Source organism: Archangium violaceum, assembly GCF_016887565.1.
Taxonomy (GTDB): domain Bacteria; phylum Myxococcota; class Myxococcia; order Myxococcales; family Myxococcaceae; genus Archangium; species Archangium violaceum_B.
On sequence record NZ_CP069396.1, the window covers coordinates 2,892,882 to 2,908,761 of the forward strand.

General features: G+C 68.8%; 14 protein-coding genes. 7 read left to right on the top strand and 7 right to left on the bottom strand.

What is annotated here, in order from left to right; translation table 11 throughout:
* Positions 1-69 precede the first annotated feature (69 nt).
* Positions 70-1,596: a DUF4153 domain-containing protein gene (locus JRI60_RS11980; RefSeq protein WP_204225983.1), complete on the top strand. Its 1,527-nt coding sequence runs from the start codon at positions 70-72 to the stop codon at positions 1,594-1,596.
* A gap of 61 nt (positions 1,597-1,657) precedes the next feature.
* On the opposite strand, the gene JRI60_RS11985 is transcribed toward JRI60_RS11980, so the two are convergent.
* The 5 genes from JRI60_RS11985 to trmB all read right to left on the bottom strand — a co-directional run bounded on the left by JRI60_RS11985 (position 1,658) and on the right by trmB (position 5,725).
* Positions 1,658-2,080, bottom strand: coding sequence for a cupredoxin domain-containing protein (locus JRI60_RS11985; protein WP_204225984.1), 423 nt, complete (start codon positions 2,078-2,080; stop codon positions 1,658-1,660).
* A gap of 15 nt (positions 2,081-2,095) precedes the next feature.
* The gene (locus JRI60_RS11990; protein ID WP_204225985.1) at positions 2,096-3,316 is read right to left on the bottom strand and encodes a hypothetical protein; all 1,221 of its coding nucleotides are present in this window, start codon (positions 3,314-3,316) and stop codon (positions 2,096-2,098) included.
* A gap of 50 nt (positions 3,317-3,366) precedes the next feature.
* The gene (locus JRI60_RS11995) at positions 3,367-3,783 is read right to left on the bottom strand and encodes a DUF4878 domain-containing protein (RefSeq protein ID WP_204225986.1); all 417 of its coding nucleotides are present in this window, start codon (positions 3,781-3,783) and stop codon (positions 3,367-3,369) included.
* 46 nt (positions 3,784-3,829) lie between these two features.
* On the bottom strand, positions 3,830-4,906 hold the full coding sequence (locus JRI60_RS12000) for a diguanylate cyclase (RefSeq protein WP_204228907.1): 1,077 nt from the start codon (positions 4,904-4,906) through the stop codon (positions 3,830-3,832).
* A gap of 198 nt (positions 4,907-5,104) precedes the next feature.
* Positions 5,105-5,725 (bottom strand): tRNA (guanine(46)-N(7))-methyltransferase TrmB, encoded by a 621-nt coding sequence (gene trmB / locus JRI60_RS12005; protein WP_204225987.1) that lies wholly within the window; start codon positions 5,723-5,725, stop codon positions 5,105-5,107.
* Positions 5,726-5,816: 91 nt separating this feature from the next.
* Here trmB and JRI60_RS12010 point away from each other — a divergent pair, with 91 nt between their 5' ends.
* The 6 genes from JRI60_RS12010 to JRI60_RS12035 all read left to right on the top strand — a co-directional run bounded on the left by JRI60_RS12010 (position 5,817) and on the right by JRI60_RS12035 (position 14,121).
* On the top strand, positions 5,817-6,740 hold the full coding sequence (locus JRI60_RS12010; RefSeq protein WP_204225988.1) for a bifunctional riboflavin kinase/FAD synthetase: 924 nt from the start codon (positions 5,817-5,819) through the stop codon (positions 6,738-6,740).
* 185 nt (positions 6,741-6,925) lie between these two features.
* Positions 6,926-8,629 carry a type IV-A pilus assembly ATPase PilB gene (gene pilB / locus JRI60_RS12015; RefSeq protein ID WP_204225989.1) on the top strand — a complete coding sequence of 568 codons (1,704 nt, stop codon included), beginning with the start codon at positions 6,926-6,928 and terminating at the stop codon, positions 8,627-8,629.
* A 74-nt stretch (positions 8,630-8,703) separates the two neighbouring features.
* A complete protein-coding gene (locus JRI60_RS12020; protein ID WP_275439612.1) occupies positions 8,704-9,786 on the top strand; it encodes a type IV pilus twitching motility protein PilT in 1,083 nt (360 codons plus the stop codon).
* 51 nt (positions 9,787-9,837) lie between these two features.
* Complete coding sequence (locus JRI60_RS12025; protein ID WP_204225991.1) at positions 9,838-11,097, top strand: type II secretion system F family protein; 1,260 nt, start codon at positions 9,838-9,840, stop codon at positions 11,095-11,097.
* On the top strand, positions 11,084-12,712 hold the full coding sequence (locus JRI60_RS12030; protein WP_343213401.1) for a two-component system sensor histidine kinase NtrB: 1,629 nt from the start codon (positions 11,084-11,086) through the stop codon (positions 12,710-12,712). The genes JRI60_RS12025 and JRI60_RS12030 overlap by 14 nt, the downstream gene beginning before the upstream one ends.
* Before the next feature lie 53 nt (positions 12,713-12,765).
* Positions 12,766-14,121 (top strand): sigma-54-dependent transcriptional regulator, encoded by a 1,356-nt coding sequence (locus tag JRI60_RS12035; protein WP_239470778.1) that lies wholly within the window; start codon positions 12,766-12,768, stop codon positions 14,119-14,121.
* A gap of 28 nt (positions 14,122-14,149) precedes the next feature.
* Here JRI60_RS12035 and JRI60_RS12040 read toward each other — a convergent pair whose 3' ends face one another.
* Together JRI60_RS12040 and JRI60_RS12045 are read right to left on the bottom strand one after the other, a co-directional pair.
* The gene (locus JRI60_RS12040; RefSeq protein WP_204225993.1) at positions 14,150-14,917 is read right to left on the bottom strand and encodes an ABC transporter permease; all 768 of its coding nucleotides are present in this window, start codon (positions 14,915-14,917) and stop codon (positions 14,150-14,152) included.
* The gene (locus tag JRI60_RS12045; RefSeq protein WP_204225994.1) at positions 14,917-15,879 is read right to left on the bottom strand and encodes an ABC transporter ATP-binding protein; all 963 of its coding nucleotides are present in this window, start codon (positions 15,877-15,879) and stop codon (positions 14,917-14,919) included. The genes JRI60_RS12040 and JRI60_RS12045 overlap by 1 nt, the downstream gene beginning before the upstream one ends.
* Position 15,880: the final 1 nt, after the last annotated feature.

The window sequence follows — 15,880 nt, forward strand, 5'->3', positions numbered from 1 at the left end:
CGCGGGCGCGCTGGATGGGCCCAACCTTGCACTGCACCGCGCGACGAACTCGCGCCCCTGGAGTCCCGTATGACGATCGCCGCTTCTGGTTTTCCGACCGATACCGCCGAGGTTTCCCCGGCCCCCGCCGTGTCCCGTCTCCGTCGGCCCCGGGCGACGTTGCTCGCGGCGCTCGGGCTGGGCGTCTGCGCCGAGGTGCTCTTCGACGGACCCTCGCTCGGCCTCTCGTTCCCTCTGTTCATCGTGCTCCTCGTGTCGGCGCTGCTCACGCTCGGCGGCCGCGAGGGCTGGCAGCGGGCCCGTCCCAATTCCTGGCTGCTCGTGCCGCTGCTGTTCTTCTCCGGCATGGTCTTCGTGCGCGCCAGCCCGTTCCTCACCACGCTCAACGTGCTCGCCTCGGGCTTCCTGCTGCTCCTGGTGACGCACTTCTGGGCGGCCGGACGCGTGGAGCGGCTCGGGCTGTGGAGCTACCCGTTCACCGTGCTCGGCACGTTCTTCCGCGCCGCGCTGCTGCCACCGGGCGTGTTGCGCGCGGAGGTGGACCTGTCCTCGGCTCGCGAGCAGGTGCCGAAGCTGATGCCGGTGTTGCGCGGCGCGCTGCTCGCCGTGCCCGTGCTGTTCATCTTCACGGCCCTGCTCGTCTCGGCGGACGCGGTCTTCGAGGACGCGGTGGCGCGGGTGCTGTCCTTCGGCTCGGACCTGACGTTCCTGGATGGCCTCTGGCGGGCGGTGTTCGTTGGCGGGAGCGCGTTCGGGGTGCTCGGCCTGCTCGCCCATGCGCTGCGCCGCCGCCGCCATGGCTCCGAGGTGGGGGAGTCGGAAGTCACTCCGGCCGTTCCCCGCCTGGGCTTCACCGAGGCCCTCACGCTCGTGGGGTTGGTGGACCTGCTCTTCCTGGGCTTCGCCGGCATCCAGCTCGCCTTCTTCTTCGGCGAGGCGCATCTGCCCTCGGGGCTCACGTACTCCGAGTATGCCCGGCGCGGCTTCTTCGAGCTGCTCACGGTGTCGGTGATGACGCTGGGCCTCAGCCTGGCGCTGGCGCGCTGGACGCGGCTGAAGAGCCAGGGGCAGCTCACCGCCTTCCAGGCCTCGTGCACGGCGATGGTGGGCCTGGTGCTGGTCATCCTCGCGTCGGCGATGAAGCGCATGGCGCTCTACGAGTCCGCCTACGGCTACACGCACCTGCGCGTGTACACGCACGTCTTCATGGTGGCCCTGGCCGGGGTGCTCGCCTGGCGCGCGGTGACGCTGTGGTGGCGCCCGGAGCGCTTCGCCATCGGTGCCTTCGTCGGCGCGCTCGGCTTCGTCGCGGCGCTCAACGTGCTCAACCCGGATGCCTTCATCGCGCGCGGCAACCTCGAGCGCTCCGTGGAGGGCTCCTCGCTGGATGAGTCCTACATGCTGCTGTCGCTGTCCGAGGACGCCGCGCCGGAGCTCGCCGCACACCTGGCCCGGAATCCCGAGGGCACGTTCGCGACGAACATCCGGAGCCGGTTCTGCCGCTTCTCCGAGCCCATGCCGGGAGGCTGGCCGGCCTTCCACCTCGCGCGCCACCGGGCGGCGACGCTGGTGCAGCCGCTGTCGTGCCAGGACTGAAAACACGAAGGGGGCCTCCACCCGCGGCGGGTGGCCGGCCCCCTCGTCGTGTCCGGTGGGCTCACTCCACCATGAACACGCCGCTGATCATCTTCCCCATGGCGCAGCCGTAGACGAGCTTGCCCGTCTTGGTGGGGGTGAAGGACACCTCCACCGGCTGGTTGAGGGGCAGCTTCGTGTCGATGCCGTACTCCTCGAGGACGATCTCCGTCGCGCAGGTATGGTCCGTGGTCCGGGTCAGCACCAGCTTCACGGGCTCGCCCTGCTTGAGGGTGACGGGGCTCGGCTCGTAGCCCTTCTCGGTGACGGAGAGCGCGATGGTGCGCGGCTCACCGGGCTTCTTCGCCTCCTGGGCGGCGGGGGCCGCGGGGGCGGAGGGCTCCGGTGGGCTCGCGGGCTTGGAGCAGCCCTGCTCGGCGCTCAGCACCGCGCCCGCCAGGGCGAGGGCCAGCAGCGGCTTGATGATCTTGGAGAAGAAGGTCATCGGCGTTCCTCGGGGCTAGTCGTTCTGCCCGGACTCGTCGGAGCCGTCGGACGCGTCGGCCGTGTCCGTCTCCGCGGCATCCACCGGGGAGAAGCGCACGAGCGCGTGCAGGGGGATGAAGACCTCGTGCCCGTCCTCGCCGACGATGAGGTCGAACCGGCCGACCACGCGCAGCGGCATGGACAGCTGGATGCCATTGCGCAGCGTCAGCTTCACGAGCTCGCCCTGGTGGGGGAGGAAGGGGCGGGGGTCGGAGAAGGGCCGCTTGTCCGGCTGGCGCGCGACGTTGGCGGGCTTCTGGGCCAGCTTCTGGTCGCGCTCGAGCTGGGGCGTGAGCTGCTCCCAGTCCGAGCGGCGGGTGAGCATGACGACCTGGAGCTTCTCCATGCGCCCGCTGCGGCCGAGCACGAAGGAGATGGGCTCCACGCTCGCCACGGTGTCGAGCACGGTGCGCTCGCCCAGCACGACGGCCAGCTCCGTCTTCGACTCCACGAGCCCGTTGATGAAGTGGGCCACCGAGGTGTCATCCACCTCGCCACGGGCCTGCTTCACGGCCGCCTTGCGCTGGGTGCGCTCCTTGCGCGAGAGGAACTCGGCCACGGTCAGGCCGCTCTGCAGCACGCCGAAGGCATCCGGGAGCGACAGGCCCGGGTTCTTGCCCATCAGCTCGTACACCTGGTCGAAGCGCTTGGCCTCCTCGGCGTGCAGCTTGCGCCACACCCGGCACTTCATCTTGCCCTCGAGCTCGCCCTTGGCGATGCGCGCCGGGACGTGCTCCTTGGTGGCGAGTGCGAGGATCTGCTCGGGAGTGGGAGGCGGACGGGGCGCCCTGGGGCGGCCGAAGCCTCCGCCGGGGCGAGGACCCATCGAGCCCATCCCTGGCGCGCGGCCCGCCGAGGGGGCGGGACGGGGCGAGGCGGAGGTGCCGGGCACCACGGTCCGAGGCGCCACGGGGACCGGGGGCGCCGCCGGCATGGAGGGGGCGGCCGGGGTCGGCGTGGGCCGGGGCGCGGGGGTGGGAGGCACCACGGAGCGAGGCGTCACGGAGACGGGAGGAGCCGACGGCGTGGGTGTGGCCGTCGGGGTCGGCGTGGGCCGCGGGGTGGGAGTGGGGGTAGGGCGAGGGCTGACGGTGCTCGCGGGCGTCGGGGTGGGCGCGGGGGTGCCGGGAGCGGCGGCCGGGCGCCGGATGACCTCGACTGCGGGGGCAATCCGCCGTGTCTTCCGATCGTTCACGTTCGTATGCTACCTGATTGAGGCGCGAGTGGCCTGGGTAAGGCCTGGTCTCACGGTTGCTGGAGGGAATCCGTAAGGTCTACCTTCCATCCGGACGGTTCTCGAACCATCCGGACCTGGCTCTTTCCACTCGAGGAGACCACGCCCACCGTCGCCACGTCCCCCTCCTCGCTCGCCAGCGTGACCTCCGTAACATCGGTTGGTGGAGGAACATTCGCGAAGAAGAAGGCTAACGGGTCCGCCTTCACCGCGCCGCCAGAAGCCTGGGCCGCCGCCTGGGCCCGTTGCTGGAGGGTGTCCTGGGTGGGCTTGGAGAGGGCCGCCCAGGCCTGCTTGTACTCCCCGTTGCGCACATGGGAGTGGAAGGTCTTGTAGGCCTTGTCGGGCGTGTCGTAGCCGGTTCGGCCGCAACCTCCCAGGGCCAGCAGGGCCAGCAGGAGCAGCGGCATCGTTGGCAGCAGGCGCATGAATCAGCCATCTAGGCCAAAGCGCCGCGCTCGCCAAGGGGCAGTGTCAGTTCGAGCCCTCTTCCTGGTATTGGCGGACGCAGTTGCGGCCGGCCGCCTTGGCCTCGTAGAGGCAGGTGTCGGCGGCGCGCAGCAGGTCCTCCACGCCCACCAGGCGGGGGTCGGGTGCGTTGGCTACTCCCAGGGAGGCCGTGCATCGCACCTCCTTGCGGGAGCCGTCCTGGGCGCGGTGCTCCAGCTGGAGTGCCGCGATGGCCTCTCGCACCCGCTCGCACGCCCCGAGCGCCTCCTTGGGGCCCGTCTCCGGCAGCAGGGCGATGATCTCCTCGCCGCCGTAGCGCGCCACGAAGTCCACCTCGCGCAGCTTGCCCTTCACCGTGCGGGCCACGGTGCGCAGCACCTCGTCCCCGAAGGGGTGGCCGTAGGAGTCGTTGAGCCGCTTGAAGTGGTCGATGTCCAGCATCACCAGCGCCAGGGGCGAGCGGTAGCGCGTGGCGCGGGCGAACTCCTCGGCCAGCCGCTCCTCGAAGTAGCGGCGGTTGCTCAGGCCGGTGAGCGCGTCCGTGCGGGTGAGGGCCAGCAGCTCCTCGCGCTTCTGCGCCAGCTCCTTGTTGGCCCGGTCCAGCTCGCGGTTCTTGTGGTCCAACTCGCGGTTCTTCTCCATCAGCGTGTCCTGCAGCGCCTTGAGGCGCAGCATGGACTTCACCCGCGCGGACAGCTCCAGCATGTCGAAGGGCTTGACCAGGTAGTCGTCCGCCCCCAGCTCCAGGCCCTCGATCTTTCCCCCCGCCTGCCGCGCCGTCACCAGGATGATCGGGATGAAGCCGAAGCCGCCCTCGCCCCCGTTGGCCTTGATGATGCGGCACACCTCCACTCCGCCCAGCCGCGGCATCTCCACGTCCATGATGATGAGGTCCGGGCGGACCTCACGCACCGAGCGCAGGGCCTCGGCGCCATCGAGCGCCTCGCGGAAGCGGTAGCCGTGCGAGGCCAGGCCATCGCGCACGTGCGTGATGTTGGCCGGATCGTCGTCGACGACCAGGATGGTGCGGTTGGCGTACGAAGTCGTGGACCCGGTGCGGCGGACTGTCTCTCCCGTCTTCCTGATCGAGCCGTCCGCCATATCGCTGCCGTTCACCATGGGTGCTTTTCGGACTTCCGAGGTCCGCCGATTCTTTCCTGGAAGGGACGTGCTGCCAAGTCACTCGCCCGCCAGCCCGCTGGGGCGGGAGCCGTGGACCGGACCGGGATGGGAACATTGGCGTACACCTCCGCCTACATCACTTCCAGTCGACTGGAGGTGAGGGGAGGAGCCGACGCCTCAGGTGGGTTTGCGCAGGCGACCGCGGTACACGGGCTCGCCGCTGGCCAGGTAGCGCCGCTCGCGCGTGGAGGGGACCTCTTCGGGGTCATAGGGGTGGAACACCCCCTTGCCGAGCGGATTGATGAAGCCGGCGTCCTCGAGGATGGCCAGCATGGCGACGCCCCGGTCCTGCACGTCCGTGCGCATGTCGAAGAGGCCGCCCGGCTTCATCCGGTCCAGCAGGAGGCGGGCGAACTCGGGCTGGATGACGGCGCGCTTGAAGTGGGCGCGCTTCCACCAGGGGTCGGGGAACTGCAGGTGGATGGCGTCCAGCGAGCCCGAGGCGAAGATGCGCGGCACCACGAAGCGTGCGTCCGCCTCCATGACGCGCAGGTTGCGCAGGCCCATCTTGCTGGCCCGGTCCAGGGTGTCGCGCGCGTACTTCTTGCGCCACTCGAAGGCGACGAAGCGCACCTCGGGGTGGCGCCGGCAATACTCCAGGGCATGGCCGCCGGCGCCGGAGCCGATCTCCAGCTCCAGGGGGCCGGAGAAGCCGAACTCCGCGTCCCAGTCGGGTGGGGTTTCGAGACTGGCCAGATGCAGGCCGACGGGATCGGGGAGGAGGCGAGGACGGGGCATGACGGATGCGTGACGCTGGGGCGCCTCTTCTCACGGGGTGGGGCGGTCTGACCAGGGCAAAGCGACGGCTTTGGCGCTATACCGGCGCCCCATGAAGGTCTTCCACGGTGTCACGGAGGCGCGGGAGCTGGCCGGCTGCGCGCTCGCGCTGGGTAACTTCGACGGGGTGCACCTGGGCCACCAGGCCCTCTTCGCCGAGGCCCGGCGCCACGGCGCTCCCGCCGCGCTCACCTTCCAACCCCACCCGGGCAAGGTGCTCCAGCCGGACCTGGCCCCCAAGCTCATCACCCTGCTGCCGCGCAAGCTGGAGCTCTTCGAGGCCTTCGGGCTGGAGGCGGTGGTGGTGCAGCCCTTCACGCTGGAGTACGCCCGCCACTCGCCGCGCGACTTCGAGGCCTCGCTGCTGGACGTGGTGGGCGCGCGTCACATCGTGGTGGGCTACGACTTCACCTATGGAGCCGCTCGCGCCGGCACCGCGGACACCCTGCGCGAGGCCGCCGCCGCCCGGGGGGCCCAGGTGCACGTGGTGCCTCCCGTCACGGTGGATGGGGTGGTGGCCTCGTCCTCCAAGGTGCGCGAGTACATCCTCGAGGGTCGGGTGGGGGCCGCGCAGCGGCTCCTGGGGCGGCCGTTCGATCTGGACGGCACCGTCGTCACGGGTCACGGCCGGGGCCGGGGCATCGGCTTCCCCACCGCCAACGTGGACACCCAGAACGAGCTGCGCCCGGCCGCCGGCGTGTACGCCATCCGCGTCCGCCTTCGCGGCGAGCCGGAGTCCTCCTGGCGCCCCGGGGTGGCCAATATCGGTGTCAAACCCACCTTCGGGGTCAACGAGGTCACCATCGAGGCGCACCTGTTGGACTACCAGGGGGACCTGTACGGCAAGGAGCTGCGGGTGCAGTTCCTGGAGCGGCTGCGCGCCGAGCGGCGGTTCGGGTCGGTAGCGGAACTGGTGGGGCAGATCAAGAGGGACGTCGAGGCTGCCCGGACGGTGATCGCACGGGCGTCCGACTGAAATTTTCCTGAAAGGATTCAGCGAGTTGGTGGGGGAGGGGGTCCGGGGCGCCGCCTTGACAGGGTTGCGCGTCACTTCCTTTAATCCACCCGTCTCATGCGCTCTTGCTTTCGCGCATCTCGGGTGTCCGCTCGCGTCGTCACGCGGCGGGCGCCATTCGTCATCCCAACGCTCGAGGCTTTTGAATGTCCGGTCGACTTGGTGAACTGCTGGTTCGCGAGAACCTCATTTCCGTCCAGCAGTTGCGCAAGGCCCAGGAAGAGCAGCAGAAGAACGGCACGCGCATTGGCACGGCCCTCATCAAGACGGGCGCCATCGAGGAGTCCAAGCTCACCGACTTCCTCTCCAAGCAGTACGGCGTTCCGGCCATCAACCTGAAGGACTTCGACATCGACGCGGAGATCATCAAGCTCGTGCCGAAGGAAGTGGCCGAGAAGCACCTGGTGATCCCCGTCAACCGCGCCGGCCCCTCGCTCATCGTGGCGATGTGCGACCCGTCCAACATCTACGCGGTGGACGACCTGAAGTTCCTCACCGGCTACAACGTGGAGCCGGTGGTCGCCTCCGAAATCTCCATCCGCGAGGCCATCGAGCGCTACTACGCCGAGAAGGGCCCGGACATGAACGCCCTCGTCGACGAGATCGCCGAGGACATCGAGGTGGCCAAGGAGGAGGAGGAGGGCAACATCGAGGAGATGGCCCGCGCCGCGGACGACGCCCCCGTCGTCAAGCTGGTGAACCTCATCCTCCAGGACGCCATCAAGAAGCGCGCCTCGGACATCCACGTCGAGCCCTACGAGAAGGACTTCCGCGTCCGCTTCCGCATCGACGGCTCCCTCTACGAGGTGATGCGTCCGCCGATGAAGCTCAAGAACGCCATCACCAGCCGTCTGAAGATCATGGCGGACCTGGACATCTCCGAGCGCCGCCTGCCGCAGGACGGCCGTATCAAGATCAAGCTCGGCGGTGGCAAGGAGATGGACTTCCGCGTGAGCGTGTGCCCCACGCTCTTCGGCGAGAAGGTGGTGCTCCGCCTCCTGGACAAGTCGAACCTCCAGCTGGACATGACGAAGCTGGGCTTCGATGCGCAGCCCCTGGCCTGGTTCAAGGAGGCCATCGAGCGTCCCTACGGCATGGTACTGGTGACGGGTCCCACGGGCTCCGGCAAGACGACGACGCTCTACTCGGCGCTCGCGTCGCTCAACCAGATCGACACCAACATCGCCACCGCCGAGGACCCGGTCGAGTTCAACTTCGCCGGCATCAACCAGGTGCAGATGCATGAAGACATCGGCCTGAACTTCGCCGCGGCGCTGCGCTCCTTCCTCCGTCAGGACCCCGACATCATCATGATCGGTGAGATCCGCGACTTCGAGACGGGCGAAATCGCGGTGAAGGCGGCGCTCACGGGCCACCTGGTGCTCTCCACGCTGCACACCAACGACGCCCCTGGCACGGTGAGCCGTCTGCTCAACATGGGCATCGAGCCCTTCCTCGTGACGGCCTCGCTCAACCTGATCCTCGCCCAGCGTCTGGCGCGCCGCCTGTGCCCCGCCTGCAAGCGGCCGGCGGAGAGCGTGGACGAGCAGGCCCTGCTCAACGCCGGCGTACCCGCGGAGAAGCTCGGCACCTTCACCATGTACGAGAAGGTCGGCTGCCGCGATTGCAACGACCGCGGCTACCGCGGCCGCGTGGCCATCTACGAGGTCATGCCCTTCTGGGATGGCCTCAAGGAGCTGGTCATCAACGGTGCTTCCGCCGCCGAGCTCAAGCAGGAGGCGATCCGCCTGGGCATGAGCTCGCTGCGCATGTCGGCGCTGGCGAAGATGATGGACGGCGTCACCACGCTGGACGAGGTGGTGGCCAACACGGCGCCCGACACCTTCTAACCCGCTCCACCTCCCGCCATACTCCATCTTTCCGAAGGACGGTTTTCGTGAATCTGCATCAGCTGCTCAAGGCGATGGTCGAGAAGGGTGCTTCCGACCTCCACATCACCACCGGCTCCCCGCCCCAGCTCCGCGTGGACGGCGAGCTGGTGCCGCTCAAGACGGCCCAGCTCACCCCGGTGGAGACCAAGCAGCTCTGCTACTCCATCCTCACGGACGCGCAGAAGCACAAGTTCGAGGAGGAGAACGAGCTCGACCTGTCCTTCGGTGTGAAGGGACTGTCGCGCTTCCGCGCCAACATCTACATGCAGCGTGGCGCGGTGGCCGGTGCCTTCCGCACCATTCCCTTCAAGATCCTCACGTTCCAGGAGCTCGGCCTGCCCCCGGTGGTGGCCGAGCTGGTGAAGAAGCCGCGCGGCCTCATCCTGGTGACGGGTCCCACGGGCTCGGGCAAGTCGACCACGCTGGCCTCGATGATCGACAAGATCAACACCGACCGTCATGAGCACATCATGACGATCGAGGATCCGATCGAGTACCTGCACCCGCACAAGAACTGCCTGGTGAACCAGCGCGAGGTGGGCGCGGACACGCGCAGCTTCAAGACGGCGCTCAAGTACATCCTCCGCCAGGACCCGGACGTGGTGCTGGTGGGTGAGTTGCGCGACCTGGAGACCATCGAGGCGGCGCTCGTCATCGCCGAGACGGGTCACACCTGCTACGCCACGCTGCACACCAACAGCGCGGTGCAGACCATCAACCGCGTGCTGGACGTGTTCCCGCCGTACCAGCAGCCGCAGGTGCGCGCGCAGCTCTCGTTCGTGCTGGAAGGCGTGATGAGCCAGGCGCTCATCGCCAAGGCGGGCTCCCCGGGCCGCGTGCTGGCGCTGGAGGTGATGATCCCCAACCCCGCCATCCGCAACCTCATCCGCGAGGACAAGGTCCATCAGGTGTACTCGTCCATGCAGGTGGGTCAGGCCAAGTTCGGCATGCAGACCTTCAATCAGGCCCTGGCGGCGCTGCTGGCGCGGCGGCTCATCAGCCAGGACGAGGCCTTCGGCCGCTCGAGCGACCCCGAGGAGCTGCGCAACCTGCTGGCGGGTGGTGGCCCCGCTGGCATGCCTGGTCAGCGTCCGGCCGGTCCGGGCGCACGGTAATTCGCGAAATTCAACCGCGGGGATAGACTCGCGTCCCCCTCGGAGGGCTGTATGGCTGCAACAGCGACTCAGAAAGCTGCACCCCAGAAGTCCAAGAACACGGCCCAGTTCCTCTGGGAGGCCAAGACCAAGGCTGGCGAGACCAAGAAGGGCGAGATGGAGGCCGCCGACATCGAGGCGGTCAACGCGCGCCTCAAGTCGCTCGGTCTCAATCCGGTCAAGGTCCGCCGCAAGGGGATGCTGGATTCCAACCTTGACCTGAGCTTCCTGGGCGGAGGCGTGACGGGCAAGGACATCCTCATCTTCACCCGTCAGTTCGCCACGATGATCGACGCCGGCCTGCCGCTGGTGCAGTGCCTCGACATCCTGGGCAGCCAGATGGACAACCCGGCCTTCCGCAAGGTCGTGTTCGCCATCAAGACCAAGGTGGAGCAGGGCTCCACCTTCGCGGACGCGCTGGCGGACCACCCCAAGGTGTTCGACGAGCTCTTCGTCCAGCTGTGCGCCGCGGGCGAGGTGGGCGGTATCCTCGACACCATCCTCAACCGGCTCGCGGCCTACCGCGAGAAGAACGAGAAGCTCAAGCGCAAGGTCAAGGGCGCGATGACCTACCCGGCCATCGTCATCCTGGTGGCCTTCGGCGTGACGGCGCTGCTGCTCCTCAAGGTGACGCCGACGTTCGAGAAGATGTTCAAGGACTTCGGTCAGGCCCTGCCCGCGCCCACCCAGTTCGTGGTGGACCTGTCGGCCGTTGCGCAGGCGTACTACCTGCACGCGTTCGGCGCCATCGTCGTCGCGGCCGTCTCCTTCACGTACTCGTACCGTCACCCGCAGGGCCGGCGTTTCTGGGACAAGATCTTCCTGATGGCGCCGCTGTTCGGGCCCGTCATCCGCAAGGTGGCCGTGGCGCGCTTCACCCGTACGCTCGGCACGATGATCTCCTCGGGCGTGCCCATCCTGGACGCGCTGGACGTGACGGCGAAGACGGCCGGTAACCGCACGGTGGAAGAGGCCATCTACTTCGTGCGCGGGAAGATCGCCGAGGGCAAGAACATCGCCGGTCCGCTGCTCGAGACGAAGGTGTTCCCGCCCATGGTGGTGCAGATGATCGGCGTGGGCGAGGCCACGGGCGCCATGGACACGATGCTCAACAAGATCGCCGACTTCTACGACGACGAGGTGGACACGGCGGTCGCGGCCCTCACGTCGATGATCGAACCGCTCCTCATGGTGTTCCTGGGCGGCGTGGTCGGTGGCTTCCTCATCGCGATGTACCTGCCCATCTTCTCCATCGCCGGTGCCGTCAAGTAGCGTCGGCGGCCGTCTGGTCCTCGCCGCTCCGCCCGAGGCGGACGCGCTTCGCACGCGGCTGGTCTGGCTCACCGTGTTCCGCACGGTGGCCGTCAGCCTGTCGCTGATCGCCGTCGCCGTCCGCCTGTTCGTCCAGCCCCTCGAAGAGCCCAGCCGCACGGACATGTTGTCCTTCGCGGTCATCGGGCTCGTGTACGTCTTCACCCTCGTCTACGGCCTCATGCTGCGCCGGGGGCAGGTGGACCGGGTGGCGGCGGCGGTGCAGGTGATGGGGGACCTGATCATCGCCTCGGCGCTCGTGTTCCTCACGGGCGTGGGAGACAGCCCCTTCACCTTCCTCTACCTGCTGGCCGTCATCGTCGCGAGCATCGTGCTGGATGGCCGGGGAGCGCTCGTCACCGCGGGGGCTGGCGCGCTCGCCTATGCCTCGCTGCTGGTCGCGGTGAAGTTCAGCTGGCTGGTGCCGCCCATCAGCTCCACCACCCCCACGCGAGGCCGGTTCGCCTTCCTGATGGCCAGCAACGTGCTGGCCCTCTTCCTCATCGCCGTGCTGGCGGGCTACCTGGCGCGCCAGCTGTCGGCGACCGGTGGCCAGCTGTCCGCGCGCGTGGCGGACCTCAAGCGGTTGGATGTCCTGCAGCGGCAGATCCTCGCCTGCATGCCCTCGGGGCTCATCACCTGCAACGCGGCTGGGGTCGTCACCTTCGTCAACCGCGCGGCCAGCTCCATCCTGTCGCTGGAGCCCCGGCTGCCCGCGAGCACGCATGTGGAGGCGCTGCTGCCGGGGGCGCTGGGGGCGGATGTCCGCCTGCGCCGCCGGGAGCTGACGGTCCGCACGGCGTCAGGCCTGCGCACGCTGGGGCTGACGGTGACGGAGCTGGAGGGCAGCGAGCTGGGGACGCTCATCGTCTTCCAGGATCTCACCGAGCTGCGCCGCATCGAGGAGGACTTGAAGCGCGCGGACCGGCTGGCGGCCCTGGGGACGCTGGCCGCCCAGCTCGCGCATGAGATTCGCAACCCGCTGGCGGCCATGCGGGGCTCGGCGCAACTGCTGGTGCAGGACCCTGGGACGGACCCGGGCTCGGCCAAGCTGGTGGAAATCCTGCTGCGCGAGTCGGACCGGCTCTCCAAGCTGGTGGAGGACTTCCTGCGCTTCGCCCGGCCCCCCCCGCCCACCAAGCTGGAGCTGGAGCTGGAGGTGCTGGTGGCGGAAACGGTGGACATGCTGCGGGCGGATCCGATCGCCCGGCAGGTGCGGGTGGAGACGGCGCTGGCACCCCTGCGCGTGCCAGTGGACGCGGATCAGCTCCGGCAGGTGCTCATCAACATCCTGCGCAACGCCTTCCAGGCGGCCGGCGAGGGAGGCGGGGTGCGCGTGACGCTGGAGCCCTCCGGGGAGCAGGCCCTGCTGAGCATCTGGGACTCGGCCGGCGGCATTCCCGCCTCGGACCTGTCGCGCATCTTCGAGCCCTTCTTCAGCACCCGGGATGGCGGTACCGGGTTGGGGCTGTCCACGGCGTACTCCATCGTGCGTGCGCATGGTGGCAACATCCGCGTGTCCTCCTCTCCGCGGGAGGGCACCGAGTTCCTCATTCAGTTGCCCCTGCAGGGTTGAGGGGAAGGGAGAGCGTGGCCGTGCACATCCTGGTAGTGGACGATGAGCTGTCGATGCGCGAATTCCTGGAGGTGCTGCTCACCCGCTCGGGCTACCAGGTGACGTGCGCGGAGAACGTGCGGGTGGCCAGGGAGGTGTTGGGCTCCAAGCCGGTGGACCTGGTCATCACCGACATGAAGCTGGGAGCCTCGCAGAGTGGCATGGACGTGCTGCGTGGGGCGCGAGCCCTGGCCGAGCCGCCCGAGGTCATCGTCATCACCGCCTTCGGCACGGCGGCCTCGGCGGTGGAGGCCATGCGCGAGGGGGCGTACGACTACATCGGCAAGCCCTTTGACAACGAGGAGCTGAAGCTGCTGGTGCAGAAGGCACTGGAGAAGCGCGAGCTGCGCCGGGAGAACGTCTCGCTGCGCGAGCACCTGGTGCCCGGGGCCGGTGTGATTGGCGTGGGCCGCAGCGAGCGGATGCGGGCGGTGTGGAACCTGGTGGAGAAGGTGGCGCCCACCCGCTCCACCGTCCTCATCCACGGCGAGAGCGGGACGGGCAAGGAGCTCATCGCCAAGGCCATCCACCTCAAGAGCCCGCGGGCAGGCCAGCCCTTCCTCCCCGTCAACTGCGCAGCGCTCAACGAGGGCGTGCTGGAGAGCGAGCTCTTCGGCCACGTGAAGGGGGCCTTCACCGGCGCCACGCAGGAGCGGCCGGGCCTGCTCGTGCACGCGGGGGAGGGGACGGTATTCCTCGACGAGATTGGCGAGATACCGCAGGCCACCCAGGTGAAGCTGCTGCGCGTGCTGCAGGAGAAGAAGGTGAAGCCGGTGGGCAGCGCGGCGGAGGTGCCCTTCAACGCGCGCGTGCTGGCGGCCACCAACAAGCGCCTGGAGACCGAGGTGAAGGCGGGGCGCTTCCGGGAGGATCTCTTCTACCGGCTCAACGTGATTACGCTGGAGCTGCCGCCGCTGCGCGATCGCGCTGGCGACATCCCCCTGCTGGCCGAGCACTTCCTCGAGCGGCAGCGCAAGGAGTTGGGGCGGCTGGGGCTGCGCTTTTCCCCGGAGGCGATGGCCGTGCTGTCCTCCTACGCCTTCCCCGGCAACGTGCGCCAGCTGGAGAACATCGTCGAGCGCGCGGCCACGCTGGCGGATGGGGACGTGCTGACGCTGGCCTCGCTGCCTCCCTCGCTGCGAGGGGAGCCGGAGCGGCCCTCGGCGGAGCAGGGGCAGCAGGTGACACTCGGCTCCGGCTTCTCGCTGGAGCGCCACCTGGACGATGCCGAGCGGCGCTACCTGGTAGCCGCCATGACCCAGGCGGGTGGGGTGAAGACGCGGGCGGCGGATCTGCTCGGTCTGACGTTCCGCTCCTTCCGCTACCGCCTGGCCAAGCACGGACTGTCCGAGCAGGACGACGAGCCGTGAGGCACCTCGCCGCCCCGCTTCGGGCGGCCTAGCGGAAGTCCCGCTTGTTGAAGAGGAGGACGGCCAGGGACACCAGCACGCCCGTGAAGGCGAGGGCGTAGCCCGCCGAGGGCAGCAGCTCGCCCATGCTGGTGACCACGCCGTAGGTGGCATGCGGGCGGTAGTTGAGCCGCTCCAGGTCCGGCAGCAGGTAGTAGGCGGCCCGGCCCACCTTCTGGACGAGCCCGCTCTCGGACTTCTGCGCCAGCTTGTAGATGTCACCCGCGAGGTGCCCGGCGAAGTAGACGCTCACCGTCACGAAGGCGGACACCGCCTGGCTGGAGAAGCTCGACATCAGGAATCCCACGCCACTGAGCACCCACAGCTCGAACCACAGCATGACGATGGCGGTGAGGTGCGAGGCGGTGACGGGGTAGCCGTAGCCGGCCATCAGCAGGAAGAACAGCACGCTCATGGCGGCCAGCAGCACCGTCAGGGTGAGCATGTTGCCGACCAGCCGTCCCACCAGGAAGGCGCCGCGCGAGATGGGCTTGGACACCATCAGGAAGATGGTGCGCCGTTCGATCTCCCGCGACAGCAGTCCGCTGGACAGGAAGATGGCGAGCAGCGCCAGGGTGAGGCTCATGGCCCCCAGGCCCATGTCGGTGAGGACGCGCTCGAAGGTGGTGATGGTGACCGAGACCACCAGCGTGCTGCTCAGCAGCAGGATGAGGGCGAAGACACCCACCACCATCGTGATGCGGTTGCGCCGGGCCTCGCGGAAGCCATTGAACGCCAGGGCAATGAACGGATTCATCAGGAGATCTCCCCTCCAACGGGGCCCTGCCGCGCTTCCTCGAGCGCACGCAGGAAGAGGTCCTCGAGCGAGAAGCGGGCGGGCTGCAGCTTCGTCACCCGCGCTCCCGCCTCCAGCAGCTTCTTGAGCAGCGGCTGCGACTCCGACTCGCGGATGCGCAGCATCACCCGGCTCTCCAGGGTCTGCGCGGACTCCAGCGGGACGCCCAGGGACTGGATGCGCTCGAGCGGGAGTCCCTCCACCGTCAGCTCCACCTGTGTCGTCTCGGAGCTGAGCAGCTCGGCCACGCTGCCCTCGCGCACCCGCCGACCTCCCACCAGCACCGCCACCCGCTCGCAGAGCGCCTCCACGTCCGGGATGATGTGCGTGCAGAAGAGGATGGTGGTGCCGCGCTCGCGCTCCTCGAGGATGAGGTCGCGGATCTGCCGGCGCCCCACGGGATCCAGCCCCGAGGTGGGCTCGTCGAGGATGAGCAGGGAGGGCCGGCTCACCAGCGCCTGTGCCAGCGCCACGCGCTGCACCATGCCCTTGCTGTAGCGGCGGATCTGCAGGCCGGCCGCGCGCTCCATCTGCACCATCCCCAGCACCTGGGAGACGCGGTCATCCAGCTCCTTGCCGCTCATTCCGGCCAGCCGTCCCGAGAGCGTGACGAACTCGCGGCCGGTGAGGTACTCGTACGGTGCCGGGTTCTCCGGCACGTAGCCCACGCGGCGCCGCGCCTCCTTGTCGTCCGGCGTCAGGCCGAAGAGGCGGGCCTCGCCCGCGGAGGCGCGCACCAGGTTCATCAGGATCTTGATGGTGGTGGACTTGCCGGCCCCATTGGGGCCGAGCAGCCCGTACACCTGGCCCGGCATGAGCGTCAGATCCAGCGACTGGAGGGCGCGGACCTGCCGGTTCATCAAGAAGCCGAGCCTGTACGTCTTGGACAGGTTGCGAATCTCAATGGGTGCTGAGGAGTCCATG

Bases quoted from the DNA above. Each gene is read 5' to 3' on its own strand.
- JRI60_RS12000 (WP_204228907.1), bottom strand. From the start codon at position 4,906: ATGGCGGACGGCTCGATCAGGAAGACGGGAGAGACAGTCCGCCGCACC.
- JRI60_RS11980 (WP_204225983.1), top strand. From the start codon at position 70: ATGACGATCGCCGCTTCTGGTTTTCCGACCGATACCGCCGAGGTTTCC.
- JRI60_RS12025 (WP_204225991.1), top strand. From the start codon at position 9,838: ATGGCTGCAACAGCGACTCAGAAAGCTGCACCCCAGAAGTCCAAGAAC.
- JRI60_RS12020 (WP_275439612.1), top strand. From the start codon at position 8,704: ATGGTCGAGAAGGGTGCTTCCGACCTCCACATCACCACCGGCTCCCCG.
- JRI60_RS12040 (WP_204225993.1), bottom strand. From the start codon at position 14,917: ATGAATCCGTTCATTGCCCTGGCGTTCAATGGCTTCCGCGAGGCCCGG.
- pilB (WP_204225989.1), top strand. From the start codon at position 6,926: ATGTCCGGTCGACTTGGTGAACTGCTGGTTCGCGAGAACCTCATTTCC.
- JRI60_RS11985 (WP_204225984.1), bottom strand. From the start codon at position 2,080: ATGACCTTCTTCTCCAAGATCATCAAGCCGCTGCTGGCCCTCGCCCTG.
- JRI60_RS11995 (WP_204225986.1), bottom strand. From the start codon at position 3,783: ATGCGCCTGCTGCCAACGATGCCGCTGCTCCTGCTGGCCCTGCTGGCC.
- trmB (WP_204225987.1), bottom strand. From the start codon at position 5,725: ATGCCCCGTCCTCGCCTCCTCCCCGATCCCGTCGGCCTGCATCTGGCC.
- JRI60_RS12045 (WP_204225994.1), bottom strand. From the start codon at position 15,879: ATGGACTCCTCAGCACCCATTGAGATTCGCAACCTGTCCAAGACGTAC.
- JRI60_RS12035 (WP_239470778.1), top strand. From the start codon at position 12,766: ATGCGCGAATTCCTGGAGGTGCTGCTCACCCGCTCGGGCTACCAGGTG.
- JRI60_RS12010 (WP_204225988.1), top strand. From the start codon at position 5,817: ATGAAGGTCTTCCACGGTGTCACGGAGGCGCGGGAGCTGGCCGGCTGC.